The following is a 26,682-nucleotide window of genomic DNA, read 5'->3' as shown; positions in this document are numbered from 1 at the left end:
CATCAACTAGAACGCGACAAATCGGGCATGGCATGGACAAGCGATCATGACGCACCGCGATCCAGTCCCGTACAGCTGAAGTTTTGTGTTGCCAATGCGCTATGCCGAGCGCCCCCGGCCGGGCCAATACCATCACGAAAATTCGGGTTTCCGACCCCCCGATGCCTATAAAACATTAACTTTATTTACCCGCTTTTAAGAGGTAGTTGCCAGTCTGCACAGACTGCCACGCTCTTGCTGCCACGGCCGCGGAGCCAAAAACGCCGATGCGAGAGGGATGAGATGGCTGCTGGTGGAACACTGACGCTCACGGGCGGCTCGGACTATGTGTTCTCCTCGACGGAGGCTTGGTCGGGGATCGTCGGCAACGGCAGCACCCAAGGCGCGCGGCTCAATACCCAGGGTCAGACCCTGACCGTCTCCAACCTCGACCGCATCATCGGCGGCACCTCCAGCACCAGGAAGGATGTCGTGACGCTGGCCGGCACGGGCGGCAACACGATCACGGTCCAGGCCCTGGAAACCCTGATCGGCAGTTCCGGCAACGACCGGGTCCTGTTGACGTCCACCGGCACCACCATGGTGGTGGAATCGATCGAGACGATCCTCGGCGTCTCCACCGGCACCGGCCTCATCACGCTCGCCGGCACCACCGGCAACACCATGTCGGTGGGGTATCTGAAATCGCTGATCGGCAGCGCCGGCAAGGACGTCATCAATCTCAACGCCGCCGGCTCCATCGGCAACACCATTGCGGTGTCCCTGATCGAGACGCTGATCGGGACCAGCGGCTTCGACATGGTCGCCACGTCGTCGGCCGGCAACACGATGCTCGTGGAAAACATCGAGATCATCCTCGGAAGGTCCGGCTCTCCCGGCGATATCGTCCATTTGGCCAGCGGCGGCAACACGATGGCCGTCGCCTTCCTGGAGACCCTCATCGGCGGCAGCGGCAACGATGTCGTGGCGATGGCCTTCAAGACCGGCACGGCCCAGCTTCAGACCGGCAGCGGCACCCTTGCCGTATCGTCGATCGAAACGATCGTCGGCGGAACCGGCAGCCGAACCACCGCCATCCTCCTCGACGTCGGCAACACCATCACGGTGTCGAGCCTCACGACCCTGATCGGCGGCGGCGGCAAGGATGTCGTCAACGTCACGCTCCGGGACGGGACGGGAATCGTCGGCGATGCCATCGCCTGGAATACCGACGGCAGCACGATGCTGGTGTCGCTGATCGAGACGATGATCGGCAGCGCCGGCGACGATGTGGTCGTCGCGCTCGACACCAACGGCATGACCCTCTCGGTGTCGGCGATCGAATCCGTTATCGGCAAGGCGGGCAACGACGTCGTCGTCCTCGGCACCGGCGGCAACACCATCCAGGTGGAGGCGCTGGAAACCCTGATCGGCAGCGCCGGCAACGATGTGGTGACGGTGCGCACCTCCCGCGGCGCCACCATGACGGTGTCGGCCGTCGAATCCATCGTCGGCAATGCAGGCACCGACGTCATCTATCTCGGCGCCGGTGGCAACACGGTCCAGGTCGAGGGGCTGGAAACCGTGATCGGCGGCACCGGCAACGACGTGGTGACGATCACCGACACCGCCGGCACCGTCTTCGTGTCCGGTGTCGAGACCGTCTACACGCCCTATCAGACATTGACGCTGAGCGGGACGGACACCTACGTCTCCCTGCCGCCGGCTGCCGTCGACACGACGCCGCCGTCGATCACCACGGTGTCGATCCCCGACGCCGTGATGAAGATCGGCGACACGGTGACCGTCACCATCACCGTGGCCTCGGACAGCGATACCTACACGCTGGGCAACGGCAGCACGGTCGGCGGCTTCGCGCTCGGCAACCTGACCAAAGTCGACGCGACCACCTACACCGCGACCTTCACGGTGACCAGCGGCGGCACCGACGTCGCGGCGGGTTCGGACGTGCCGGTCAACATCGTGCTGACCGACACCGCCGGCAACTCCAACACCCCCTACACCACGGCGATCAGCCAAGGCGCCGACCGCATCGACGCGAACCGGCCGACCATCACCTCGGCGGAGGTGAACGGCACGACGCTGACGGTCACCTTCGCCGAAGCCATGTCGGCGACCAGCGCCGCCGGCCTGACCGTCACGGTCGCCGGCCAGAGCCGCGTCGCCACCTACGCCAGTGGGTCCGGCACCGCCACGCTGACCTTCACGCTGGCCTCGGCGGTCACCCACGGCGAGACGGTGACGCTCGACTACAACCCGGGCACCGGCACCTTGACCGACACCGCGAGCAACGCTCCGGCCAGCGTCACCAACCAGTCGGTTACCAACAACACGGCGGCGCCCGACACCACGCCGCCGTCGATCACCGCGGTCTCGATCCCGGACGCCGTGATGAAGATCGGCGACACGGTGACCGTCACCATCACCGTGGCCTCGGACAGCGATACCTACACGCTGGGCAACGGCAGCACGGTCGGCGGCTTCACGCTCGGCAACCTGACCAAGGTCGACGCGACCACCTACACCGCCACCTTCACGGTGACCAGCGGCGGCGCCGACGTCGCGGCGGGCTCCGACGTGCCGGTCAGCATCGTGCTGACCGACACCGCCGGCAACTCCAACACCCCCTACACCACGGCAATCAGCCAGGGCGCCGACCGCATCGACGCGAACCGGCCGACCATCACCTCGGCGGAGGTGAACGGCACGACACTGACGGTCACCTTCGCCGAAGCCATGTCCGCGACCAGCGCCGCCGGCCTGACCGTCACGGTCGCCGGCCAGAGCCGCGCTGCGACCTACACCAGTGGCTCGGGCGGCACCACGCTGACCTTCACGCTGGCCTCGGCGGTGGCCCAGGGCGAGACGGTGACGCTCTCCTACAACCCGGGCACCGGCAACCTGACCGACACCGCGAGCAACGCCCCGGACCTCGTCACCAACCAGTCGGTGACGAACAACACGGCGGACACGACGCCGCCGTCGATCACCAACGTCACGATCCCCAACCAGCCGGCCCAGGTCGGCGACACGGTGACCGTGACGATCACCGTGGCCTCGGACAGCGACACCTACACGCTGGGCAACGGCAGCACCGTCGGCGGCTTCGCGCTCGCCAATCTGACCAGGGTCAGCGCGACCACCTACACCGCCACCTTCACCGTCACCGCCGACGGCCAGCGCACCGGCAACCTCGCGGCCAACCAGGACATTCCGGTCAACATCGTCCTGGTCGACAGCGCCAGCAACGCCAACACCCCCTACACCACCCCGATCAGCCAGAACAACGACCGCATCGACACCAACGCCCCGCCGGTCCTCGCCGTCCCCACCACCCCGCCGACGCTGGTCGACACCTCGGCCACCGACACCTTCCCGCTGATCGACGGCCAGCTCTCCGCGACCGATCTGGAAGGCGACACGCTGACCTACTCCGTCGCCGGATCGCAGGCCTCCCCGGTCCAGCACGGCAGCGTCACGCTCAGCAACGGCGTCACCTACGACACCTGGTCCACCGGGCCGGGCGGCACCGCCTACGTCAACAGCCAGACCGGCCACTACGCCTACGTCTTCGACGCCGCCTTCCTCAACGGCGTCCCGGCCGGGCCGATGCAGGGCACCGGCACCTTCACCGTCTCCGACGGCAACCGCACCGTCGAGCGGCAGCTCACCCTCAACTTCACCGGCGCCAACGACAGCCCCATCCTGTCCAACGACGTCCGCAGCCTGGCCGCCATCGACCAGGGCATCGCCGACGCCGCCAACACCGGCACCACCGTCACCGACCTGCTCGCCTCCGCCGGCACCGCCACCGACGCCGAGTACGACAGCCCCTTCCCGCTGGTCACCGTCCTCCCGCTGGGCATCGCCGTCACCGGGGTGACCAACACCAACGGCACCTGGCAGTACAAGGTCGGCACCGGCGCCTGGACCGACATCCCCACCGCCTCGTCCGCCGGCGCGGCGCTGCTGCTCGCCGGGTCGGACCGCGTGCGCTTCGTGCCGAGCGGCTCGGGCTTCACCAACACCGACACCGGCGGCCTGACCTTCAAGGCGTGGGACCTGACCAGCGGCACGGCGGGGGCCACCGCCGACACCACCACCGCCGACGCCTACAGCGCGGGCAGCGCCACCGCGACGATCACCGTCGACGCCGTGCCGACCCTGACCGCGACCGGCGGCACCACGACCTTCGGCGTCGGGGTGGACGGCGCGACCACCAGCCTGTTCAGCGGCGTGGCCGCCTCCACGGTGGAGGCCGGGCAGAGCTTCCGCGGGGTGGTGTTCACCGTCAGCGGCGTGACCGACGCCACCGAGGTCCTGACCATCGGCGGCACCGACGTCGCCCTGACCAACGGCGCCACCGCCACCCTGAGCGGGCTGGGCGTCGCCGGCGGCAACGCCGGCGTGAGCGTGTCGGTGGTCGGCGGCGTCGCCACGGTGACCGTCACCGGGCTGGAGCGCAGCGACGCGCAGATGAACGCGCTGCTGGGCGGCGTCACCTACAAGAACACCAGCGCGTCGGCGACGCTGGGCGACCGCACGGTGGCGGTCGCCAGCCTGACCGACAGCGGCGGCGCCACCGGAGCCGCGACCATCTCCGGGGTCAGCACGGTGGTGAGCGTGGCCGACGTGACGCCGCCCGTGGCTCCGGTGGTCACCAGCGCGGCGCTGAGCAACAGCGCCACGCCGATCATCGCCGGCACGGCGGAGGCGGACAGCACGGTCACCGTCACCATCGGCGGGGCGACCTACACCACGACGGCGACCAACGGCAGCTGGTCGATCAACCTCGCCACGGCGACGCCGGCCTCCGGGTCGCTGAGCCTCAACGCCAACGGCACCAACGCGGTGTCCGTCACCGCCCGGGACGCGTCCAACAACACCTCCACGGCCGGCACCCAGACGCTGACGATCGACACCACCGCGCCCAACGCTCCGGCGGTGACCAGCGCCGCGCTGACCAAGAACGCCACCCCGACCATTGGCGGTACGGCTGAGACCGGCAGCACCCTGACGGTGACCGTCGGCGGCGCCACCTACACCACCACCGCCTCGGGGACCGGCGCCTGGAGCGTCAATCTCGCCACCGCCACCCCGACCGCCGGCACGCTCAGCCTCAACGCCAACGGCACCAACACCGTCTCGGCGACGGCAACGGATGCGGCCGGCAACGTCTCCTCGGCCGGCACGCAGACGCTGACCATCGACACCAACGCGCCCAACGCCCCCACCGTTACGACAGCGCTGAGCAACAGCACCACGCCGACCCTCACTGGCACCGCCGAGACCGGCAGCACGGTGACCGTCACGGTGGGTGGGGCCACCTACACCACCACCGCCACCAACGGCACGTGGAGCCTCAACCTCGCCACGGCGACGCCGACCTCCGGCACGCTCAGCCTCAACGCCAACGGCACCAACGCCGTCTCGGCCACCGCCACCGACGCGGCGGGCAACACCTCCTCGGCCGGCACCCAGACGCTGACCATCGACACCACCGCGCCCAACGCCCCTACCGTTACGACAGCGCTGAGCAACAGCACCACGCCGACCCTCACCGGCACCGCCGAGACCGGCAGCACGGTGACCGTCACGGTGGGCGGCGCCACCTACACCACGACGGCGACCAACGGCAGCTGGAGCCTCAACCTCGCCACCACGACACCGACCTCCGGGTCGCTCAGCCTCAACGCCAACGGCACCAACGCCGTCTCGGCCACCGCCACCGACGCGGCGGGTAACGTCTCCTCAGCCGGCACGCAGACGCTGACCATCGACACCACCCTGCCCGACGCCCCGACGGTGACCAGCGCCGCGCTGAGCAACAGCACCACACCCACCCTCACCGGCACGGCCGAGGCCAATGCCACGGTCTCCGTCACGGTGGGCGGCGCCACCTACACCACCACCGCCTCGGGGACCGGCGCCTGGAGCCTCGACCTCGCCACCGCCATCCCGACCGCCGGCTCGCTCAGCCTCGACCCCAACGGCGCCAACCCCGTCGCGGCCACCGCCACCGACGCCGCCGGCAACACCTCCGCGCCGGGCACGCAGACGCTGACCATCGACACCACCGCGCCCAACGCCCCGGCAGTGACCAGCGCGACGCTGACCAACAGCGCCACCCCGACCATTGGCGGCACGGCGGAAAGCGGCAGCACGGTCACCGTCACCATCGGCGGCGCCACCTACACCACCACCGCCACCAACGGCAGCTGGAGCCTCAACCTCGCCACGGCGACGCCGACCGCTGGATCGTTGAGCCTCAACGCCAACGGCACCAACGCCGTCTCGGCCACCGCCACCGACGCGGCGGGCAACACCTCCTCGGCCGGCACCCAGACGCTGACCATCGACACCACCCTGCCCGACGCCCCGACGGTGACCAGCGCCGCGCTGAGCAACAGCACCACACCCACCCTCACCGGCACCGCCGAGACCGGCAGCACGGTCACCGTCACGGTGGGCGGCGCCACCTACACCACCACCGCCACCAACGGGAGCTGGAGCGTCAACCTCGCCACCGCTACCCCGACCTCCGGGTCGCTGAGCCTGAACCCCAACGGCGCCAACACCGTCGCGGCCACCGCCACCGACGCCTCGGGCAACGTCTCCGCGCCGGGCACCCAGACGCTGACCATCGACACCACCCTGCCCGACGCACCGACCGTCACCACCGCGCTCACCAACAGCACCACCCCCACCCTCACCGGCACCGCCGAGGCCAACGCCACGGTCACCGTCACGGTGGGCGGCGCCACCTACACCACCACCGCCTCGGGGACCGGCGCCTGGAGCCTCGACCTCGCCACCGCCACCCCGACCGCCGGCTCGCTCAGCCTCGACCCCAACGGCGCCAACCCCGTCGCGGCCACCGCCACCGACGCCGCCGGCAACGTGTCGAGCCCCGCCACCCACACGCTGACCGTCGACACCACCCCGCCGACGGCCAGCGTGCTGTTCGACGACGACAGCATCGACGCCCTCGAGCAGTCCAGCACCGCCTTCACCATCAGCGGCGGCGAGGCCGGCGCCGCCTTCACCTGGACGATCACCTCCGCCGGCGGCGGCCAGGTCTCCGGCAGCGGCGTGATGAGCGGCCCGACCGCGCAGGTCGGCGGGCTCGACCTCTCCGGCCTGGGCGACGGCACGCTGACCCTGACGCTCGCCCTGACCGACCCGGCGGGCAACGCCTCGGTGCCCTTCACCGCGACGACGCAGAAGCTCACCGCCACCGTCGACAAGCCCGCCCCCGTCGCCCCGCCGCCGGTCGCCACGGTGGACGGCGCCACCGTCACCGGCGCGGTCACCACCAACGGCGACGGCAGCCGCACCACCACCGTGACCATCGAGGCCAGCACCGGCACCCGCGTCGAGGACACCAGCACCGCCAACCCCGACCTCGCCGACGTCCCGGTGGTGCGCGAGCAGGTGGTCGACGCGCAGACCGGCCAGGTCTCCACCCAGACCACGCTGACGGTCAGCGTCTCCACCGGCGTCGCCGTCACCGCCACCGGCGGCGCCGAGCGGCAGACCGCCGCCCAGGCGCTGACCGGGCTGACCGGGCTGATCGCCGCCATCGAGGCGCGCACCGACGAGGGCACCGCCGCGCGCGGCACCTTGACCGGCGGCGGCTCGGGCTTCCTCTCGGTGCTGTCGGCGCAGGCCCAGCTGCTGGTCCGCGCCATCGACTTCACCGCGCCCGGCGTGGCCGCCGGCCAGGCGGTGCAGACCAAGGTGACCGGCACCACGCTGGGCGGCACCGGCCCGACCAGCACGGCGCCGACCGCGGTAGTGCTCAACACCACGGGCCTGACCGGGCCGGTGACCATCCAGCTCGACAACGTCGAGTTCGCGGCGGTGGTCGGCAACGCCACGCTGGTCGGCGGCGACGGCGAGCAGATCGTCTACGGCGACGACCACGAGCAGTACATGCATCTGGGCGACGGCGACGACCTCCTGCACGGCGGCGGCGGCAACGACACGATCACCAGCGCCGGCGGCAACGACACGCTGTACGGCGACGAGGGCGACGACCTGGTGCACGGCGGCGAGGGCGACGACTGGCTGTTCGGCGGGTCGGGCAACGACCTGATCGGCGGCGGCACGGGCGACGACCGCGGCTTCGGCGGCGAGGGCGACGACGTGCTGTTCGGCGAGGAGGGCGACGACACGCTGACCGGCAACGAGGGCAACGACACGCTGAGCGGCGGGGCGGGCAACGACCTGCTGTTCGGCGAGGAGGGCGACGACCTTCTGTACGGCGACGAGGGCGACGACACGCTGAGCGGCGGGGACGGCAACGACACGGCGCTGGGCGGGTCGGGCAACGACCTGATCGCTCTGGGGTCGGGCAACGACCTGGGGCTGGGCGGGGACGGCAACGACACGCTGTTCGGCGAGGAGGGCGACGACACGCTGTTCGGCGGGGCGGGCGACGACGTGCTGCACGGCGGGGCCGGCAACGACGTGCTGTTCGCCGACGGCGGGGCGGACACGCTGTGGGGCGGCGAGGGCGCGGACGTCTTCGCCTTCGGGCGCAACTCCGGCGGGTCGGTGGTGATGGACTTCGAAGTGGGAGTAGACCGCCTGGCCTTCTACGAGGCCGGCGTCGACCTCGGCGCGGTGATCCGCTCGGCGCGGGTGGAGGGCGGCAACACCACGCTCGACGTCGGCGGGGGCAACCGCATCACCATCCTCGGCCAGACCGGCAACGTCGCCGCCTGGTTCGGCTGAGCGGCGGCGGCGCAGCGCGCTCCGCAAACGAAAGGCGGGTGCCGGCGCCTTCGGGCTCCGGCACCCGCCTTTTTCTTTGCGGGCGGTGGGTCAGCTCAACCCCGGAGGCGGCCTTCAGGCTGCCTCCGGCGCCGACGCAACCGGGCGGTCAGTAGGACTTCGGCAGGTCCAGGACATGCTCGGCGACGTAGGCCAGGATCAGGTTGGTGGAGACGGGGGCCACCTGATACAGCCGGGTCTCGCGGAACTTGCGCTCGACGTCGTACTCGCTGGCGAAGCCGAAGCCGCCATGGAACTGCAGGCAGGCGTTCGCCGCCTCCCACGAGGCCTTGGCGGCGAGGTACTTGGCCATGTTGGCCTGGGCGCCGCAGGGCTCCCCGGCGTCGTAGAGGCGGCAGGCCTCGAAGCGCATCAGGTTGGCGGCCTCCACCTCGATGAAGCTCTCGGCGATGGGGAACTGCACGCCCTGGTTCTGGGCGATCGGGCGGCCGAACACCTGACGGTCGCGGGTGTAGTCGCACACCTTGTCGATGAACCAATAGCCGTCGCCGATGCATTCCGCCGCGATCAGCACCCGCTCGGCGTTGAGGCCGGTCAGGATGTATTTGAAGCCCTGCCCTTCCTCACCGATCAGGTTCTCCGCGGGGATTTCCAGATTGTCGAAGAACAGCTCGTTGGTCTCATGGTTGACCATGTTGCGGATGGGCCGGACGGTCATGCCCTTGGCCATCGCCTCCTTGATGTCGACGATGAAGATCGACATGCCTTCCGACTTCTTGCGCACCTGATCGAGCGGCGTGGTGCGGGCGAGCAAAATCATCAGGTCGGAATGCTGGACGCGGGAGATCCACACCTTCTGCCCGTTGATGACGTAGCGGTCGCCCCTCTTCTCCGCCCGGGTCTTGATGCGGGTGGTGTCGGTGCCGGTGGTCGGCTCGGTGACGCCCATCGACTGGAGGCGCAGCTCGCCCGCCGCGATCTTCGGCAGGTAGCGGCGGCGCTGCTCCTCCGAGCCGTGCCGGACCAGCGTGTTCATGTTGTACATCTGGCCGTGGCAGGCGCCGGAATTGCCGCCCGAGCGGTTGATCTCCTCCATGATGACGGAGGCTTCGGTCAGGCCGAGGCCCGAGCCGCCGTATTCCTCCGGGATCAGGGCGGCCATCCAGCCGGCCTTGGTCAGCGCGTCCACGAATTCCTCGGGATAGCCGCGCTCCTCGTCGATGCGGCGATGGTACTCGCTGGGGAATTCGGCGCAGAGCGCGCGCACGGCGTCGCGGATCTCGTCGAAGCCCTGACCGATGCTGGTCTTCATGTCTCGTCACCCTGCTTTTTTGATTGTTGCCGCGTTTCAGGCCGTGGGGGCGCTACGCGCCAGGATGGCCTTCGCCCTCTCGGCGACCGGGCGGTCGACCATGCGCCCGTCCACGGACACGGCGCCGCGCCCCGCCGCCTGGGCATCGTCCCACGCCGCGACCACCCGCCCGGCCCAGGCCACGTCGGCGGCGGAAGGGGCGAAGACGTCGCGGACGACGGGCAGCTGGGCCGGGTGGATGCACAGCGCGCCGGTCATGCCGACGGCCCGCGCCTGCGCCACCATGGCGCGGTAGGCGTCGAGGTCGCGGAACTCGGCCAGCGAACCGGGCAGGCCGATCGCCGCGAGACCGCCGGCGGCGGCGGCCAGCGCGATCTGGCGGCACGGCAGGGCGAGCAGCGCCTCGGTCGGCTCCACCCCCAGCGTCAGCGCAAAATCCTCGCTGCCCAGCGCCAGGGCCGCCACGCGCGGGACGGCGGCGATCCCGGCCAGCCGCTCCAGCCCCAGCGGGCTTTCGATGAGGGCGACGAGGCCGATGGCGCCCGGCGTCAGGCCGCGCTCCGCCTCCCACTCCGCGATCATGGCGGAGAGGACGCGCAACGCCCCGGCGTCCTCGGCCTTGGGCACCACCAGGGCGGCCACGCCGGGGCGCACCGCGGCCTCCAGATCGGCGACGGCGTCGCGCCAGCCGCTGTTGATCCGCACCAGCACCGGCACGCCGAGCCCGTGCAGCCGGTCGATCGGCGCCGGGAGACCACGTCGGGCCTCCGGCTTGCCGGCGGGCAGGACCGCGTCCTCAAGGTCGAGGATGAGGGCGTCCGCCCCGCGCTGGTGGGCCTTCTCCAGCAGCTTCGCGTTGTCGGCGGGGACGAAGAGATAGGATTGATACGGCAGGGACATCAGACGTTTCCTCCAACCGAGCCGCAATGCGCCACCATCATGACCGTTCGGCCTCCAGCTCCGCGGACATGGCGACGAAGCCCTCGTGATCGGTCACCCACAGCGTGGCGCCGGTGTCGGTCGGAGCGCCGCACAGGGTCAGCGGATGGATGTCGAACAGCGGCCGCTTCGCCCGGAAGCGGAAACCGGTCACCCGCGCCCCCGGATTCTCGCGCAGGAACAGGTCCATCAGCATGGTGGCGCTGAGCGGGCCGTGGAACACCAGCCCCGGATAGCCCTCGACGTCGCGGCAATAGTCGCGGTCGTAATGGATGCGGTGGCCGTTGAAGGTCAGGGCCGAATAGCGGAACAGCAACACCGGGTCGGGCTGGATGCATCGCTGCCACACCGCCTCGCTGGTCGGACGCTCGCCGGGGACGGGGGCGTCGCCGGGCTTGGCGGCCTCGCGGTAGACGATGTCGTGGAACTCGGTGATGGCGACGCCGGCGGCGGTGCTGATCTCGTGCCGGACCTTCACGAAAACCATCCGGCCCGAGCGGCCCTCCTTCGGGGTGACCTCCTCGATGGTCGAGCGGCGGGAGATCGCCTCGCCGCTGCGGATGGGGCGGTGGAAGGTCAGCGTGTCGCCGGCCCACATGCGGCGGGGCAGCTCCACCGGCGGCAGGAAGCCGCCCTTGTGCGGGTGGCCGTCCTCGGCGATGTCGCGCTGCAGAGCCTTGGGCAGGAAATACAGCCAATGCCCGAGCGGCGGCACCTCGCCCGCCGGCCAGGGCGGGTTGTCGTGGTCGAGCGTCGCGGCCAGTCCGGTCAGCGCCACCGGCGACGCGACGTCCTCGGCACTTTCCGACCGGCCGATCCAGTCGCGCAAATGGTCCATGGTCATGCTCCCCCCTGTTGTTCAGCAATTTCACGCCGGACGGCGTCGGTGTGTTGGCCCAGCGCCGGAACGGCGCCGGAGGCGTAGGGTCGGCCGCGCACCTGCACCGGCGGCGCCACCACCTCGACCGGTCCGCCCGGCGTCTCGGCGGTCACGCGGCGCAACTGCGCGTGGGTGGACAGGTCGGCCACCTCGTTCAGCGAGCCGAAGGCGGTGCGCGCGCGGTTCAGGCGGCGCACCGCCTCGGCGTGGTCCATGGTCCGGAAGATGGCGGCGACGAGCGCGTCCAGCTCCGGGCGGTTGGCGACGCGGCGGTTGTTGGTCGCGAAGCGCTCGTCGGTCGCCAGCTCCGGCCGCAGCAGAACGTCGGCGCAGAAGGCAACCCATTCGCGCTCGTTCTGGATCGACAACACCACCTGCCGGCCATCGGCCAGGGCAAAGGCGGAATAGGGGGCGATGCTCGGGTGCATCAGCCCGACCCGTCCCGGCGCCTTGCCGCCATGGTCGTGGTGCATCAGCGGCACCATCATCCACTCCGCCAGCGAATCGAACAGGGACACGCCGACCGCCGACCCCTCGCCGCTGCGCTCGCGCTCCAGCAATGCCTGGAGGACGCCAGTGTAGGCGTTCATGCCGCAGGCGATGTCGGCCACCGACACGCCGACGCGCCCCGGCTGGTCCGGCGATCCGGTGATGGAGGCCAGCCCGGTTTCGCTCTGCACCAGCAGGTCGTAGGCCTTCATGTCGCGGTAGGGGCCGTCGTCACCGTAGCCGGAGATGTCGCAGGTGATCAGCCGGGGATGGCGCCGCCGCAGGGCGTCCGAGCCGAATCCGGCCCGCTCCGCCGCGCCCGGCGCCAGATTCTGCACGAAGACGTCGGCGCGGGCGATCAGCCGCTCCAGCAGCTCGGCGTCCTCGGGCGTCTTGATGTCGAGGACGACGGATTCCTTGCCGCGGTTGAGCCAGACGAAATAGGAACTCTGCCCGTGGACCACGGCGTCGTAGCCGCGGGCGAAGTCGCCATCCGGCCGTTCGATCTTGATCACCCGTGCCCCGGCGTCGGCGAGGCGCGACGTGCAGAGCGGTGCCGCCACCGCCTGCTCCAGCGAGACGACCAGAAGTCCCGACAGAGGTGAAGTCATTCTGGAAAGCCTCCGCTGCAAGCCAGGGCCGATCGTCCGAGGCCGCGATGGTAAACAGCCGGACCGGCCCCGATCCAATACAGATGGGGCATGCATCGCATAACGAAGCGCTATGAGGCCAAAGCGCCAGGGCGCTTCTGCAAACCGGTGGCGGGTTTCGGATGCATCTGCATCTGCCTGGAAGACCTGTTGGCGGTTAAGCGCCGCTGTCAGCGTATGGGCTTTCCATAAAAGCCAATAGGGGGCACGACACGGAAGTGATCAGATTGTCCGGTTCACTTGTTGAAGGCAGTGCCGCATCATGTGTGCCTGTCGGCTGATGTCGGTCCAGGGGATCTATGAAGCGGCAGGGAGGCAGCGGAATGGCCGTTGTGCTGAAGGGACTGCGCGTCCTGGTGGTCGAGGACCGCGGCCTGATCGCCGGCAAGATCACGCGCGCGCTGGAGACGGCAGAGTGCGTTCCCGTCGGGCCGGCTTCCACGTTGAAGGCTGGCTTCGACCTGCTCACGTCCGAGGGCGACGGCCTTGGGGCCGCGGTGCTCGACATCGACCTGCGCGGCGAACTCGTCTACCCGCTCGCCGAGGCGTTGCGGGCGCGCTGCGTGCCAATGATATTCGTCACCGGCTTTGCCGCGAGCGCCATCCCGGAACCCTGGACGACGGTGCACCACATCAGCAAGCCGTTTCGCGACACGAAGCTTCTAGCCTGCCTCAAGGCCGCGCTTTCCGGCCGGCCCGCGCAGCCCGCCCCCTCGCCCGCGGTTCTCAGCGATGCCTATTCGCGCGCCGTAGCGACCGTCCTGGAAACCCGGAACCTGATCGAGGAGACCCGCATCCTCCTCCCGAAGCGCGGCGCCCCGGAGCAGGACTGAGCGCCTCCGATCAGAAGTGCGGCAGTTCGATGGCGCAGCGAACGCCGTCCGGGCCGATCTCCAGCCGGGTCTTGGCGTCCAGGTCGTAGGGCAAAACCTCCTCGATCAGCTCCCGTCCGAAGCCGCGTCGCCCCGGCGGCGAGCGCGGCGGTGACGCCGGCGTCTCCTCCCAAAGCAGCCAGATCCGCTCGTCGTCGTGCTTGCCCCAGGTGATGGACAAGCGCCCGCCGGACGACGTCAACGCTCCGTGCTTCAGCGCGTTGGTCATCAACTCATGCAACGCCAGCCCGAGCATCTGCACCTGGTTCGGTTGCAACCAGATCTCCGGGCCCTCCGCGTGCACCCCGGATTCCGAGTCCGCCCCGTGCGCCGCCAATTCCAGGCGCGTCAAGTCACTCAGGTTTACGCCTGGCCCGCTGCGCGACAGCAGCGCCTGGCTGCGCCCCAGAGCTTCCAAGCGCAATTCCAAGCGTTCCCAGAAATCTTCCAGGGTGCTGCTGGCCGTCTTGGTGCGCTCCGCTACGACGGAGACGACCGTCAGAAGGTTCCGGGTACGGTGCTGGAGTTCCGCAACAAGGACCTTCATCCGCTCGGCCGCTTCTTTCCTCTCGGTGATGTCCTCGTAAAGAACCGTGAACCGCTGGCCGCGCCGTGGGTAGACGTGCGCCTCGTACCACCGGCCGAGCGTGGCCACTTGGTTTTCGACCCGCTCAGGGCGACCGTCTCGGACGATGCGATCGTATGTCGCGATCCACCAGTCGTCGAAATTTGGGATGACCTCACGCACCGTCCGGCCCAGCACCTCAGCCACGGGAATGCCGGTCAGACGCTCGTATGCGGGATTTAACTCGATGTACCGAAGATCGGTGGCGCGACCATCGGGATCGCGGATCAACTCGCACTCCGCATAACCCTGATCCATCGATTCGAACAGAGAGCGGTATTTTTCCTCGCTCTCGCGCAGGGCGATCTCGGCGGCTTGCCGCTCGATGATGTCGGCAGCCTGGCGGGCGAGCAGATCCAGCAACTGAAGGGACCGTTCATCGGGTCGTCGTGGTGTCCGATAATGCGTGGAAAACATCCCCACTTTCTGTCCCGAGCGGCTGATCAAAGGCGTGGACTGCACCGCTCGGACACCGGCTCGGAGTTGGATGTCCAATGCGGGGGTGCCAATGAAGATCGGGCTCGTTTCGACGTTCTCGATGATGACGCGCTCTCCACGTTCGAGCGCCGTACCGCAAACACCCTGGCCGAGCGCGACGGTGTCCCAGAAGTCGAGCCACCATTGCGGGAAGCCCCGATGCGCGACAATCCGCAAGTCCCCGGTCGCGGGCGCGAGCAATTGGATGTTGCCCATATCGGCATCGGCGATGGCGATGGCCGCATCCACGATCTCGGCAAGGACCGGAGCGATGTCGCCTTTACGCACGAACATCGCGCCGATCTTGTGCAAACGGGTCATGGCGTCGAGGTCCTTGGCCCGCTCACGTTCGGCAAGGACCCGCGCGGTCGTCTCAATGGCCGTATTGATCAGGCCGGAGACCGCGCCAGTTTCGTCGCGTACTGGGCTGAACGAGTAGTCGAAAAACACCTCCTCGGTCTGGCCCCCGCGCGGGAGCAGAAATCGGGCGTTCTCAAAAGAAAGTGGATTGCCAGCCAGGGCCTGAGCAATCTGAAGCTCCGTGATGTCGCGCGCCTCCTCCCAAACCTCCAGAAATGGCCGGCCGAGGGCGTCGGGCTTGTTGCCGAGCAAGGGACGATAGGCATCGTTGGGGAACGTCAGAAGGTCTGGCCCCCAGGCCAGGGCCATCGGAAGAGGTTGATCGAGAACCATGGTCAGCGCATTGCGCAGCGAGAGCGGCCACCGCTCCAGGGAGCCAAGCGGCGTTGCGCTCCAGTCATGTCCCCGGATGCGGTGTCTCATTTCACCTTCGCCGCGCAACCAGTCCAGGCGCGCAGGCGCCGCAATTCGGGTCACCCCGTGCGCCGAGCCACATCGTGAGGACGTGGTCCCTTCAACCAGTATCGCGTGTTCCCGTAGGGCCTTGTTGCGCTTCATTCTACGACCCTCGATCGATCACATTCCGAGATAGCGGGCTGAACGGTCGGTCGGCCGCGCATGCAGGTGCCGGCCGATGGTCACTCGGTCCCGAGGTGCTTGCCCAGAATATAGGGCTTCGGGTTCGCGGCTGTCAGCTTGGCCAGCCTGTCGATGAACTCGCGCGGTTCGACAAGGGCCAGACAGGGATCATGCCACGGAAGTGGACGAACTGTCCGATACGCTGGTGGTGTCCGGAAAACCAATGATTTGGATAACGGTGGCGACGAAGGTCACTTGGTTAGGGCAGTCATACTCGTAATTCCCATTCACCTACGCGGGCAGCCCACTTGTCGTCGTCGATGCGACGGTTCAGCCTCGACGGCGTGTCTCTTCCAACGTCCGCAGCCTTCCGATGGGCCGACTCCTCGGCTGGAAAGGAGACGTGATGGGAATTCTCCTGGCCTTCGCGCCTTTCATCGCCTTCGCTGTCCTCGACCGACTGGTCGGGCCGGTGGAGGGACTCATCGCCGGTGCCCTCGTTTCGGCCACCATGTTGCTGCGCGACTGGATGAGCCCCGGCAGGACACCGAAAATCCTCGAAATCGGCACGGTGCTGTTGTTCGGTGGGTTGGCGCTCTACGCCGTGGCCGGCGGACCGACCCGGTCCGTCATGGGGGGGTCCGTCATGGGGGTCCGGCTGCTCGTCGATGCAGGGCTCCTGCTGATCGTGCTGATCTCCATCGCGCTGCGGCGCCCCTTTACGCTGCAGTACGCGCGGGAGCAGGTTGCCCACGAATTCTGGGACAGCCCGAACTTCATCCACACCAATTACGTGATCACGGGCGTGTGGGCTCTGGCCTTCCTCGTGCTGGTGATCGCGGACCTCACCCTGCTCTACCGGCCCGATCTTCCGCCTCGCTTCGGCATCGTCGCGACCGTGCTGGCGCTGGTCGGCGCGATCAAGTTCACATCCTGGTACCCGGAGCGTCGTCGGTCCGCTGCCGGCACGGTGTGAATCCTATGTCTTCGGCCGTGCGCTAGGACGCCGCCGCTTCCTCGTCCAGCAGCAGGGTGCCGGGCCAGTCGCCGCCGCCGACCAGATCGCGCACCACCCGCAGGAAGGTCTCGCGCACCGCCGCCGCGGCCTCGGTCACCGGGGCGCCGCGGGGCCGGCAGAGATGGACCGAGCGGCGCAGCGACGGCGACACGATCAGCCGGGCGGAGACCTGGCCCGTCCGCCACTCCTCCATCACCGCCGAGATCGGCAGGACCGAGTACCCCACCCCCTTGGCGACCAGCGTCTTGATCTGCGGGAGCCCGTTGATCTCCACCGCCACGGTGACGATCGTGCAGGTCTCGCGCGCCACCCGTTCGATGCGGTCGCGCAGATTGTGCGGACGGCTCGGCAGGATCAGATCCTTGCCGGCCAGCTCGTCGAAGGCGATGGCGCCGTCCCCGCCACCCGGCGGCCCGATCAGGTAGAGGTCTTCACGCACCAGCGATTCGGCCAGCAGTGTGCGCGACCGCGTCACGTCGTAGATGCAGCCGAAATCCAGCCGGTCGTCGTTCAGCCATTCCAGGATCGTCCCGCTGAAGGACTCGACCACCCGCAGCGACACCTGCGGCAGCTCGACGCGGACCGCCTGCACCAGGGGAACCGCCGCCACCAGCGCCACCGAGGAGGTGAAGCCGACAGTCACCAGCCCGCTCGGCGTGCCCGAGCAGTTGCGCACCTGTTCGGTCGCCTGGGCGACGTGGCGCAGGATGATCTCCGCATGCTCGTACAGCCGGGTGCCGGCGGCGGTCGGCTTGACCCCATGGACGCCACGGGTCAGCAGCTTGACTCCGAGGCCTGCCTCAAGGTTGCGGATGTTGTGGCTGAGGGCCGGTTGGGCGACGTTCAGCTTCTGAGCCGCGGCCGTGAAGGAGCCTTCATCGACGATGCCGATGAAATACCGCAACTGACGCAGATCCAACGCTCACCTTCCTTTGCCCGGCCCTTTGCCTGCGGGAGCGACACTCCCCCGCCTCGGCCAATCATGTCGGGGCGTCGCGGGCGGATCAAGGCGGGTGAATGAGGAAGCGCCGGGCAAACCCCGTTCAACCATTTGCCGGGCCACTGCGTTCCATTGATCGGTTTCATAAGACTTATCAGAGACCGGCGGGTAATCGCCGAAGCGGCACGGCCTAGCTTTTCCCCATCCGCACAAGCGGATGAGCCGCCCGCACGCCCGCGCCCCGCCCCAAGGGCACCGGGATTACAGCCAGGAAGGGAAGAGGATTTCACCGATGCGATATTCCGGCGACCTCGACATGACGCGGCGCGGCCTCCTGCTTGGGACCGCCGCCACCGCCGCGCTGACGGCGGCGCCGTTCCGGGCGCCGGCGCGGGCGGCCACCGTTGGAGAGACCGCCATGCCACCCCCCGCGACCGGAGCCGACGCACCGTCCCTGTCGCCCGTCCTGTCCAAGGTCACCTTCACGGTGAACGGGCAGCGCCGCGACCTTGAACTCGACACGCGGACGACGCTGCTCGACGCGCTGCGCGAGCATCTGCATCTCACCGGCACCAAGAAGGGCTGCGACCACGGCCAGTGCGGCGCCTGCACGGTCATCGTGGACGGGCAGCGCATCAATTCCTGCCTGACGCTCGCCGTGATGCACGAGGGCGGCAGCGTCACCACCATCGAAGGGCTGGGCCTGCCCGGCAAGCTGCACCCCATGCAGGCCGCCTTCGTGGAGCATGACGGCTACCAGTGCGGCTACTGCACGCCGGGCCAGATCTGTTCGGCGGTGGCGATGCTGGACGAGATCAAGGCCGGGATGCCCAGCCACGTCACCGCCGACCTCAACGCCGCGCCCCAAGCCACCGTGGAGGAGTACCGCGAGCGGATGAGCGGCAACATCTGTCGTTGCGGCGCCTATTCCAACATCGTCGATGCGATCTCGGACGTCGCACGGAGGGAGGCATGAGACCCTTCACCTACGAGCGGGCGGACTCCCCCGCCGCCGCGGCCGCCGCGGTCGAGCGCCGGCCGGGCGCCAAATTCATCGCGGGCGGCACCAACCTCCTCGACCTGATGAAGCTGGAGATCGAGACGCCGGCCCATCTGATCGACGTCAACGGGCTGAAGCTCGACACGCTGGAGGCGACGCCGGACGGCGGGCTGCGCGTCGGCGCGCTGGTGCGCAACACGGCACTGGCCGCCGACCAACGGGTGCGGCGCGACTATGGCGTGCTGTCGCGGGCATTGCTCGCCGGGGCGTCGGGCCAGCTGCGCAACAAGGCGACGACGGCGGGCAACCTGCTCCAGCGCACGCGCTGCCCCTACTTCTACGACACCGCCCAGCCCTGCAACAAACGCCAGCCCGGCAGCGGCTGCGCCGCCATCGGCGGCTACAGCCGGCAGCTCGCCGTGATCGGGTCGAGCGACGCCTGCATCGCCACCCACCCCAGCGACATGGCCGTCGCCATGCGCGCGCTGGACGCCACGGTGGAGACGGTGCGGGCCGACGGGACGACGCGGACCATTCCCATCGCGGAGTTCCACCGGCTGCCCGGCGACACGCCGCACATCGAAACGGCGCTGGTGCCCGGCGAACTCATCACCGCGGTGACGCTGCCCAAGCCGGTCGGCGGCACCCACGTCTACCGCAAGGTGCGCGACCGCGCGTCCTACGCCTTCGCCCTGATCTCCGTTGCAGCGGTGGTGCAGCGCGACGGCCAGCGGCCGGGTGGCGGTGGGCGGCGTGGCGCACAAGCCGTGGCGCGTCGAGGCCGCCGAGGCCGAGATGCCGCGCGGCGCCAAGGCGGTCACCGCCGGGCTGCTGGCCGATGCGAAGCCGACGCACGACAACGCATTCAAGCTGACCCTGGTCGAGCGGACGCTCGCCTCGGTGCTGGCCGAAGCGAAAGGGTGAGATATGAAGTTCGACACTCCCGCGACCACCAACCCGATCGACCAGCTCAAGGTGGTGGGCAAGCCGACCGACCGCATCGACGGGCCGCTGAAGACCACGGGAAAGGCCACCTACGCCTATGAATGGCACGACGTGGCGCCGAACGTCGCCTATGGCTGGGTCATCGGCTCGGGCATCGCCAAGGGGCGCATCGCGTCCATGGATTTGGAGGCGGCGCGGAAGGCCCCCGGCGTCGTCGCCATCGTCACGGCGGAGAACGCCGGACCGCTCGACAAGAGCAAGCGCAACACCGCGACCCTGCTCGGCGGGCCGGAGATCGAGCATTACCAGCAGGCCGTCGCCCTGGTGGTGGCGGAGACTTTCGAGCAGGCGCGCACCGCGGCGGGGCTGGTCCGCATCGACTACACGCCAGCGGACGGCGCCTATGATCTGGCGGCGGCCAAGGACAAGGCGGAGAAGACCAAGGACGGCGATTCCGTCGTGGGTGATTTCGCGGGCGCCTTCGCGGCGGCTCCCGTGAAACTCGACGAGACCTACACCACGCCGGACGAAAGCCACGCGATGATGGAGCCGCACGCCACCATCGCCGCCTGGGAGGGCGACCGGCTGACCGTCTGGACCTCCAACCAGATGATCGACTGGATGGTCACCGACCTGTCGGCGACGCTGAAGATGCCGAAGGACAAGGTGCGCGTCATCTCCCCCTTCATCGGCGGCGGCTTCGGCGGGAAGCTGTTCCTGCGGGCCGACGCACTGCTGGCGGCTCTGGGCGCGCGGGAGGCCGGACGGCCGGTCAAGGTCGGGCTGTCGCGGCCGCTGATGATGAACAACACGACGCACCGCCCCGCCACCATCCAGCGCGTCCGCATCGGCGCCACGCCGGACGGCACGATCACCGCCATCGCCCATGAGAGCTGGTCGGGCAACCTGCCCGGCGGCTCGGAGGAGACGGCGACCGACCAGACACGGCTGCTCTACGCCGGGGCGAACCGCCTGATCGGCAACCGCATCGCCACGCTCGACCTGCCCGAGGGCAACGCCATGCGCGCGCCGGGGGAGGCGTCGGGCATGATGGCGCTGGAGGTCGCGATGGACGAGATGGCGGAGAAGCTGGGCATGGACCCGGTGGAGTTCCGCATCCGCAACGACACCCAGACCGACCCCGCCGACCCCAACCGGGCCTTCTCGCAACGCCAGCTCGTTCAATGCCTGCGCTTGGGGGCGGAGCGCTTCGGCTGGGCCAAGCGCAACCCGCAGCCGGGGCAGGTGCGCGACGGGCGCTGGCTGGTCGGGCTGGGCATGGCGGCGGCCTTCCGCAACAACCTGCTGACCAAGTCGGCGGCGCGGGTGCGGCTGGACCAGCGCGGAATCGTCACGGTCGAAACCGATATGACCGACATCGGCACCGGCAGTTACACCATCATCGCCCAGACCGCCGCCGAGATGATGGGGGTCGGGTTGGACAAGGTGGCGGTGCGGCTCGGCGATTCGAGCTTCCCGGTGTCCGCCGGGTCGGGCGGGCAGTGGGGTGCCAACAACGCCACCGCCGGGGTCTACGCCGCCTGCGTGAAGCTGCGCGAGGCGGTGGCACAGAAGCTGGGCGTCAACTCCGCCGACGCGCAGTTCGTGGATGGGCAGGTCGTCGCCGGCAACCGCAGGGTCCCGCTGGCCGAGGCGGCGGGCGCCGACGGCCTGTCGGCCGAGGACGGCATCGAATACGGCGACCTCGACAAGAAGTACCAGCAATCGACCTTCGGCGCCCATTACGTGGAGGCCGCGGTGGACGCGGCGACCGGCGAGATCCGCGTGCGGCGGATGCTGGCGGTCTGCGCGGCGGGCCGCATCCTGAACCCGAAGTCGGCGCGCAGCCAGGTGATCGGCGCCATGACCATGGGCGTCGGCGCCGCGCTGATGGAGGAGCTGGCGCTCGACAAGCGGGCGGGCTTCTTCGTCAACCACGACCTCGCCGGCTACGAGGTGCCGGTACACGCCGACATCCCGCACCAGGAGGTGATCTTCCTCGACGAGGCCGACCCGATCTCCTCGCCGATGAAGGCCAAGGGGGTGGGTGAGCTGGGCCTGTGCGGGGTGGGTGCTGCGGTCGCCAACGCGGTCCACAACGCGACGGGCCTGCGGGTGCGCGAATACCCGATCACGCTCGACAAATTCCTCGACCGGCTGCCCGCCGTGGGGTGAGAGGCGGCGGAGTTTGGGGCACGTCCCGGACTCCGCCGCTTCTTTTTCACAGAGTCCGTGACGCTCAACGGACCCCCGCCCTCTCCAACGCCGTTGCACCTGTTTTCCCCAAGCGCCATAGAACACGCCCGCCACCATATCCACGTATGGCGCACATCAGGCTGAGGGAGCAGGCATGGCACGACGGAGAGGCGGAGCACCGCGGGGAGGCCGGAGGGGCCGTCCCCTGACGCTGGGCGGGCTGGTCGCCGTTCTGCTGGTGCTGGCCGCGGTCTATGCCGCGGAGCGCTTCCACCTCGTCCCGCCCGGCACGCTGGATTCCATCCTCGGCGAGGAGAAGGCCCAGCGCCCCAATCCCAGGCCCATCCCCCGCCCGGTCCCGGACGCCAGCATCGACTACGCCGCCGTCGCCGCCCAGCTCGACCGCATCCAGGTGACGGAGGAACGCCGCCGCGGCTATGTGCGGGAGGAATGGCCGCACTGGCTGACGATCGATTCCAAATGCCTGAACACGCGCGAGCAGGTGCTGATCCGCGACTCCGCGAAGCCGGCGACGCTGTCGGCCAACGGCTGTTCGGTGCTGTCCGGCGTGTGGAACGATCCCTACACCGGGGAAACCTTCACCGAGCCGAAACAGGTGGACATCGACCACCGCGTGCCTCTGGAGGAGGCCTACGCCAGCGGCGGCTACGACTGGCCGCGCGAGAAGCGCGCCGCCTACGCCAACGACGTGAGCGACCCGCTGACCCTCGTCACCGTCTCGGCGGCGGCCAACCGCGCCAAGGGATCGAAGGGGCCGGAGGACTGGCTGCCGCCGCGCGAGGCGTACATCTGCGCCTATGTGGCGGGCTGGATCGCCGTGAAGGCGCGGTGGGAGCTGACCATGGACGAGCGCGAGCGCGTCACCGTCGGCAACATCCTGTCCGACTGCCGGCGCACCGCCGTGGGGGCCCGGCCCGCCCGCTGACCGCCTTTCCCACAATTCCATGCGCCGGTATGCCTCGTCCGCCGCCAATGTCACTTTTGAAACCTAGCCGAAGTTGATAGAACCTTCGTAAGCGGTCTTCCTGACGGAACGGCGGCGGGGTGTTTCGGGGAGTGGCCGGGCGTCATGGCAAGGGAACGCGGTCTGCGGACGACGGTGGCTCTGACCGGCGCCGTTCTTGTCCTTGGCGTCTCCGTCGTGCTGGCGGCACTGACCGGCCTGCGCTCCCGCGAACGGATCGAGAGCGAGATCGGGCACTCGCTCGCCGAAGCCGCGCACAACATGGCCGACCGGCTGGACCGCTCCATGTGGTCGCGCGCCAGCGAGATCGGCATGCTGGCCAAGCTCGGGATCACCCCCGCCATCGACGATCCGGTCCGGCTGCGCTGGCTGCTGGAGCAGTTCCAGGAGTTCTTCCCGACCGTCTCCTGGATGGGCGTGACCGACACCAAGGGCAAGGTTCTGGCCGCGACCGGCGGCTTGCTGGACGGCGTGGACATTTCCAAGCGCCCGGTCTTCCAGAACGGGCAGAAAACGCAGTTCGTCGGTGACGTGCACGACGCGGTGATGCTGGCCTTCCTGCTGCCGAACCCGACGGGCGAGGCCATGAAGTTCGTGGACATCTCCACCCCCGTGCACAACGAGCGGGGTGAGGTCGTCGGCGTTCTGGCCACGCATCTGAGCTGGGAATGGACGCGCGAGATCCGCCGTTCCCTGTTGGACACCATGCGGGGCCGCGCGGAGCTGGAGCTGATCGTGGTCGCGGCCGACCGCACGGTGCTGCTCGGCCCCCGTGAACTGCTCGGCACTCCCCTCGACATCGAGGCGGTGCGCAGCGCGCAGAAGAACGAGAGCGGCTGGATCGTGGAACGCTGGCCGGACGGGGAGCGCTACCTCACCGGCTACGCCTACGGCAACGGCTACCTGAATTATCCGGGCCTGGGCTGGAGCGTGGTGGCCCGCCAGCCTCTGGCCGTCGCCTACGCCCCGGCCACCGCCCAGATGGTCGAGACGGTGCTGGCCGGCGGCGCCATGGTCCTGCTGTTCAGCGCGCTCGGCTGGATGGCCGCCGGGCGGGTCACCCGGCCGCTGCGCCGCATCGCCCAGGCGGCGGAGCGCATCCGCAGCGGCGAACGCGGGGCGGAAATGCCGGTGCTGGCCGGCAGCGCCGAGATCACCTCGCTGTCGGCGACGCTGCGCGATCTGGTGGACGGGCTGACCCACCGCGACGCCGCGCTGGTGCGGCTGGAGGACATCGCCTATCAGGACCGGCTCACCGGCCTGCCGAACCGCCGCTATTTCGAGCAGTATGTGGAGGCCACGACCGCCGGCAACGGCTCCGCCGCCTTCCTCTACATCGATCTGGACGGCTTCAAACCGGTGAACGACCGGCTGGGCCACGACGCCGGCGACCTCGTGCTGCGTCAGGTGGGGGAGCGGCTGGCCGCCTGCTTCCGCGGCGACGACGTGGTGGCGCGGCTGGGCGGCGACGAGTTCGCGGCGGTGCTGCCGCAGCGCGCCGGTGTCGAGCCGCCGGACCTGGACGGGCTGGCCCACCGCATCATCGAGGCGGTGAACGAACCCGTCAGCGTCCAGGGCGAGGCGGTGCGGGTCGGCTGCTCTCTCGGCATCGCGCTGTGGCCCGAGGATTCGCCCGACGTGACGGAAACCCTGCGCCGCGCCGATCAGGCGCTCTATCAGGCCAAGCGCGCCGGGCGCAACCGCGGCATCCGCTGGACGGCCGACCTGCCGCCCGCCCCGGCCGAAAGCCAGGGCATAGTCGCGGAGGCGACAAAGAGCGCGGCGTCCTAGGCCCCGCGGCCAAGCCTCCGCCAAGCGGGGAACCGCGTCCGGCAGGCGTCCGGCTAGCGGTGGGTAAAGCGGTTGCACGCTGGAGCCTTGGACCTTTTCTGCCGTTTCATGTCCATCGGAGCACGATTCGGACGGCCATGGCGGGAGATTGGAAGATGAGCCTCGACACCAAGGGACAGCGTGCCCGCATGCTGCGTCTGCTCGCCGTCGTCGAGCATTACGAGCGCAACAGCGCGGCGGGCGCGCAATTGATGCGGGGCACGCGTTATGAGCTGGCCGTGCAGGCCACCGACGTGAACGGCGACCGCTGCCTGTTCCCCGCCTGCGGCTGCACCCAGGCCGACTGCTCGCGCCAGCCGCCCGCCGGCCCGCAGCTCAGCTGGTGCGGTCCGCGCGGCGGCTGGAAGATGCGGTGACGGTCCGCGAGGGATGATCAGTAATGGGGCGGGGGCGGCTCGTCCTGCGGCGCGCGGGGCACGCCGGATTCCAGCTCCGCGATCCGGTCGCGCAGGCGGCGCATCTGCGCCGTCATGAGATCGATGGTCCGCCCCTGCTCGAACAGGACGGCGGACATTTCCTCGGCCATGCGCTCGTGATGGGCGAGGCGGGATTCCAGCTCGGTCAGGCGGCGTTCGGCGTCGGCGTCCATGGATGGCCCTGCGGTGTCGCGGAAGGGACAGAGCTTTAGAACCGCTCCGCCGGACAAGGCAAGATCAATGCGCCACCGATGCAGCCAATATCAATGCAGGCGGCATCAATGCAGCCGGCATCAATGCAGCCGACTGGGGGCGATCACCCAGCGCTCGACGATCTGAAGCGCCTGCGGCACGTCCAGTTCCGGATGATGCCAGCGCAGCACCACCGTGGCGGCCTCCAGCGCGTGGCGGTCGGGGCGCCCGCAATCGACCAGTTCGCGGTAGGCGCGCTCGACCACCGGTCGGCAGCCGCACACCGCCGCTTCGCAGGCGGCGAAACGCTCCGCCGGATCGTGCTCCGGCCCGGTTCTCCGCTCCGCCGCCATCAGGCCGTCTCCGGGCCTTTGCGCTGGATGCGGCGCCCGAAAATCTCCAGCCGCTGCCCGATCATGTCGAAGCCGAGATGGCGGGCGATGCGGGTGACGGCGGCCTCCAGCTCCGGGTCCTGGAACTCCACCACCTCGCCGGTCTCAATGTCGATCAGGTGATGGTGGTGGTCGCCGCGAGCCTCCTCGTAGCGGGCGCGTCCATCGCCGAAATCGTGGCGCTGGATGATCCCGATCTCCTCGAACAGCCGCATCGAGCGGTAGACGGTCGCCAGGCTGATCCCGGCATCGATCGCCGCCGCACGGCGATAGACCTCCTCCACATCGGGATGATCGGCGGCTTCCGACAGGACTCGGGCGATGATCCGGCGCTGGCCGGTCATCTTCAACCCCCGCTCGGCGCAGGCGCGTTCCAGCCGCGACGGCAAGGCTTCTTCGGGCGTGGTCACGGGGCCGGTCCTTTCCGATGCCTAACCCATGGACTCAAGAGATGGAGAGGAAAGGCCAAAAGAACAACGGCCATCCGCAAGACCTGGACGAATGGCCGGGACGCATGGCCGGCCATAGGACCATCGCATCGGGCGGAAGGGCTTTCAGGGGGCAGATGGACACCTCCATCTCGCAGTCGCATCACCGCCCGATACCCCGGATGACCCGGACGGGTTCCCCCACCGGAACGCCGCAACCCACCTTCCGCCACCGCGTTTTTTGTCACAGTCGTCCGTACATGATGCAGATGCGGAAGCACAGGATAGAGCGGATGAGATCAAAGTTTTCGAGACGCCGATCCAATCCCATTTTTTTCACGTAGACATTCGAAGCCGGCCCTTCATCAACATCCCCCAGGGAAGACCGAGCCCATGG

General features: G+C 69.2%; 18 protein-coding genes. 9 read left to right on the top strand and 9 right to left on the bottom strand.

Features of this window, described 5'->3' with window-relative positions; translation table 11 throughout:
• Positions 1–282: 282 nt before the first annotated feature.
• Positions 283–8,739 carry a beta strand repeat-containing protein gene (locus ACWPN7_RS01815; protein ID WP_492273097.1) on the top strand — a complete coding sequence of 2,819 codons (8,457 nt, stop codon included), beginning with the start codon at positions 283–285 and terminating at the stop codon, positions 8,737–8,739.
• 148 nt (positions 8,740–8,887) lie between these two features.
• Here ACWPN7_RS01815 and ACWPN7_RS01810 read toward each other — a convergent pair whose 3' ends face one another.
• Genes ACWPN7_RS01810 through ACWPN7_RS01795 form a run of 4 tightly spaced genes read right to left on the bottom strand, consistent with a single transcriptional unit; the run spans position 8,888 to position 12,970 of the window.
• The gene (locus ACWPN7_RS01810) at positions 8,888–10,051 is read right to left on the bottom strand and encodes an acyl-CoA dehydrogenase family protein (protein ID WP_459197797.1); all 1,164 of its coding nucleotides are present in this window, start codon (positions 10,049–10,051) and stop codon (positions 8,888–8,890) included.
• A gap of 36 nt (positions 10,052–10,087) precedes the next feature.
• Positions 10,088–10,951, bottom strand: coding sequence for an HpcH/HpaI aldolase/citrate lyase family protein (locus ACWPN7_RS01805; RefSeq protein WP_459197796.1), 864 nt, complete (start codon positions 10,949–10,951; stop codon positions 10,088–10,090).
• 37 nt (positions 10,952–10,988) lie between these two features.
• Positions 10,989–11,828 (bottom strand): HTD2 family dehydratase, encoded by an 840-nt coding sequence (locus tag ACWPN7_RS01800; RefSeq protein WP_459197795.1) that lies wholly within the window; start codon positions 11,826–11,828, stop codon positions 10,989–10,991.
• Between the two features lie 2 nt (positions 11,829–11,830).
• Entirely contained in the window at positions 11,831–12,970 is a 1,140-nt protein-coding gene (locus ACWPN7_RS01795) for a CaiB/BaiF CoA transferase family protein (protein ID WP_200775918.1), read from the bottom strand.
• Positions 12,971–13,332: 362 nt separating this feature from the next.
• Here ACWPN7_RS01795 and ACWPN7_RS01790 point away from each other — a divergent pair, with 362 nt between their 5' ends.
• Positions 13,333–13,842, top strand: coding sequence for a response regulator (locus ACWPN7_RS01790; RefSeq protein ID WP_459197794.1), 510 nt, complete (start codon positions 13,333–13,335; stop codon positions 13,840–13,842).
• Positions 13,843–13,852: 10 nt separating this feature from the next.
• On the opposite strand, the gene ACWPN7_RS01785 is transcribed toward ACWPN7_RS01790, so the two are convergent.
• Positions 13,853–15,901 (bottom strand): PAS domain-containing protein, encoded by a 2,049-nt coding sequence (locus tag ACWPN7_RS01785; protein WP_459197793.1) that lies wholly within the window; start codon positions 15,899–15,901, stop codon positions 13,853–13,855.
• Between the two features lie 427 nt (positions 15,902–16,328).
• Between ACWPN7_RS01785 and ACWPN7_RS01780 the strand changes: the two genes are divergently transcribed.
• Positions 16,329–16,898: a DUF3159 domain-containing protein gene (locus ACWPN7_RS01780; RefSeq protein WP_349621083.1), complete on the top strand. Its 570-nt coding sequence runs from the start codon at positions 16,329–16,331 to the stop codon at positions 16,896–16,898.
• A 22-nt stretch (positions 16,899–16,920) separates the two neighbouring features.
• On the opposite strand, the gene ACWPN7_RS01775 is transcribed toward ACWPN7_RS01780, so the two are convergent.
• Complete coding sequence (locus tag ACWPN7_RS01775) at positions 16,921–17,859, bottom strand: LysR family transcriptional regulator (RefSeq protein WP_103040521.1); 939 nt, start codon at positions 17,857–17,859, stop codon at positions 16,921–16,923.
• A 313-nt stretch (positions 17,860–18,172) separates the two neighbouring features.
• Here ACWPN7_RS01775 and paoA point away from each other — a divergent pair, with 313 nt between their 5' ends.
• The 6 genes from paoA to ACWPN7_RS01745 all read left to right on the top strand — a co-directional run bounded on the left by paoA (position 18,173) and on the right by ACWPN7_RS01745 (position 25,213).
• On the top strand, positions 18,173–18,856 hold the full coding sequence (gene paoA, locus ACWPN7_RS01770; protein WP_456531003.1) for an aldehyde dehydrogenase iron-sulfur subunit PaoA: 684 nt from the start codon (positions 18,173–18,175) through the stop codon (positions 18,854–18,856).
• Complete coding sequence (locus tag ACWPN7_RS01765; RefSeq protein ID WP_492273096.1) at positions 18,853–19,926, top strand: FAD binding domain-containing protein; 1,074 nt, start codon at positions 18,853–18,855, stop codon at positions 19,924–19,926. Before paoA ends, ACWPN7_RS01765 begins: the two co-directional genes overlap by 4 nt.
• Positions 19,808–22,000 (top strand): aldehyde oxidoreductase molybdenum-binding subunit PaoC, encoded by a 2,193-nt coding sequence (gene paoC / locus ACWPN7_RS01760; RefSeq protein ID WP_456511828.1) that lies wholly within the window; start codon positions 19,808–19,810, stop codon positions 21,998–22,000. The genes ACWPN7_RS01765 and paoC overlap by 119 nt, the downstream gene beginning before the upstream one ends.
• Before the next feature lie 175 nt (positions 22,001–22,175).
• Positions 22,176–22,967 carry an HNH endonuclease family protein gene (locus ACWPN7_RS01755; RefSeq protein WP_459197792.1) on the top strand — a complete coding sequence of 264 codons (792 nt, stop codon included), beginning with the start codon at positions 22,176–22,178 and terminating at the stop codon, positions 22,965–22,967.
• A 144-nt stretch (positions 22,968–23,111) separates the two neighbouring features.
• Positions 23,112–24,797 (top strand): diguanylate cyclase domain-containing protein, encoded by a 1,686-nt coding sequence (locus ACWPN7_RS01750; protein ID WP_492273095.1) that lies wholly within the window; start codon positions 23,112–23,114, stop codon positions 24,795–24,797.
• 155 nt (positions 24,798–24,952) lie between these two features.
• Complete coding sequence (locus ACWPN7_RS01745) at positions 24,953–25,213, top strand: hypothetical protein (RefSeq protein ID WP_081863249.1); 261 nt, start codon at positions 24,953–24,955, stop codon at positions 25,211–25,213.
• 17 nt (positions 25,214–25,230) lie between these two features.
• Here ACWPN7_RS01745 and ACWPN7_RS01740 read toward each other — a convergent pair whose 3' ends face one another.
• The 3 genes from ACWPN7_RS01740 to ACWPN7_RS01730 all read right to left on the bottom strand — a co-directional run bounded on the left by ACWPN7_RS01740 (position 25,231) and on the right by ACWPN7_RS01730 (position 26,246).
• A complete protein-coding gene (locus ACWPN7_RS01740) occupies positions 25,231–25,446 on the bottom strand; it encodes a SlyX family protein (RefSeq protein WP_040134609.1) in 216 nt (71 codons plus the stop codon).
• Between the two features lie 120 nt (positions 25,447–25,566).
• The gene (locus ACWPN7_RS01735) at positions 25,567–25,818 is read right to left on the bottom strand and encodes a hypothetical protein (RefSeq protein ID WP_081863184.1); all 252 of its coding nucleotides are present in this window, start codon (positions 25,816–25,818) and stop codon (positions 25,567–25,569) included.
• Positions 25,818–26,246 (bottom strand): Fur family transcriptional regulator, encoded by a 429-nt coding sequence (locus tag ACWPN7_RS01730; protein ID WP_035677391.1) that lies wholly within the window; start codon positions 26,244–26,246, stop codon positions 25,818–25,820. Before ACWPN7_RS01730 ends, ACWPN7_RS01735 begins: the two co-directional genes overlap by 1 nt.
• Positions 26,247–26,682: the final 436 nt, after the last annotated feature.

This window comes from Azospirillum sp. UENF 312511, from assembly GCF_058780635.1.
The sequence above is the reverse complement of the archived record's forward strand: the minus strand, read 5'-3'. Positions and strand labels throughout refer to the sequence as shown.

Excerpts from the sequence above, each read along its gene's own strand:
- paoA (WP_456531003.1), top strand. The coding sequence starts at position 18,173 with ATGCGATATTCCGGCGACCTCGACATGACGCGGCGCGGCCTCCTGCTT.
- ACWPN7_RS01795 (WP_200775918.1), bottom strand. The coding sequence starts at position 12,970 with ATGACTTCACCTCTGTCGGGACTTCTGGTCGTCTCGCTGGAGCAGGCG.
- ACWPN7_RS01800 (WP_459197795.1), bottom strand. The coding sequence starts at position 11,828 with ATGGACCATTTGCGCGACTGGATCGGCCGGTCGGAAAGTGCCGAGGAC.
- ACWPN7_RS01735 (WP_081863184.1), bottom strand. The coding sequence starts at position 25,818 with ATGGCGGCGGAGCGGAGAACCGGGCCGGAGCACGATCCGGCGGAGCGT.
- ACWPN7_RS01765 (WP_492273096.1), top strand. The coding sequence starts at position 18,853 with ATGAGACCCTTCACCTACGAGCGGGCGGACTCCCCCGCCGCCGCGGCC.
- ACWPN7_RS01810 (WP_459197797.1), bottom strand. The coding sequence starts at position 10,051 with ATGAAGACCAGCATCGGTCAGGGCTTCGACGAGATCCGCGACGCCGTG.
- ACWPN7_RS01815 (WP_492273097.1), top strand. The coding sequence starts at position 283 with ATGGCTGCTGGTGGAACACTGACGCTCACGGGCGGCTCGGACTATGTG.
- ACWPN7_RS01745 (WP_081863249.1), top strand. The coding sequence starts at position 24,953 with ATGAGCCTCGACACCAAGGGACAGCGTGCCCGCATGCTGCGTCTGCTC.
- ACWPN7_RS01740 (WP_040134609.1), bottom strand. The coding sequence starts at position 25,446 with ATGGACGCCGACGCCGAACGCCGCCTGACCGAGCTGGAATCCCGCCTC.
- paoC (WP_456511828.1), top strand. The coding sequence starts at position 19,808 with ATGAAGTTCGACACTCCCGCGACCACCAACCCGATCGACCAGCTCAAG.
- ACWPN7_RS01790 (WP_459197794.1), top strand. The coding sequence starts at position 13,333 with ATGGCCGTTGTGCTGAAGGGACTGCGCGTCCTGGTGGTCGAGGACCGC.
- ACWPN7_RS01785 (WP_459197793.1), bottom strand. The coding sequence starts at position 15,901 with ATGAAGCGCAACAAGGCCCTACGGGAACACGCGATACTGGTTGAAGGG.
- ACWPN7_RS01755 (WP_459197792.1), top strand. The coding sequence starts at position 22,176 with ATGGCACGACGGAGAGGCGGAGCACCGCGGGGAGGCCGGAGGGGCCGT.
- ACWPN7_RS01805 (WP_459197796.1), bottom strand. The coding sequence starts at position 10,951 with ATGTCCCTGCCGTATCAATCCTATCTCTTCGTCCCCGCCGACAACGCG.
- ACWPN7_RS01780 (WP_349621083.1), top strand. The coding sequence starts at position 16,329 with ATGGGAATTCTCCTGGCCTTCGCGCCTTTCATCGCCTTCGCTGTCCTC.
- ACWPN7_RS01750 (WP_492273095.1), top strand. The coding sequence starts at position 23,112 with ATGGCAAGGGAACGCGGTCTGCGGACGACGGTGGCTCTGACCGGCGCC.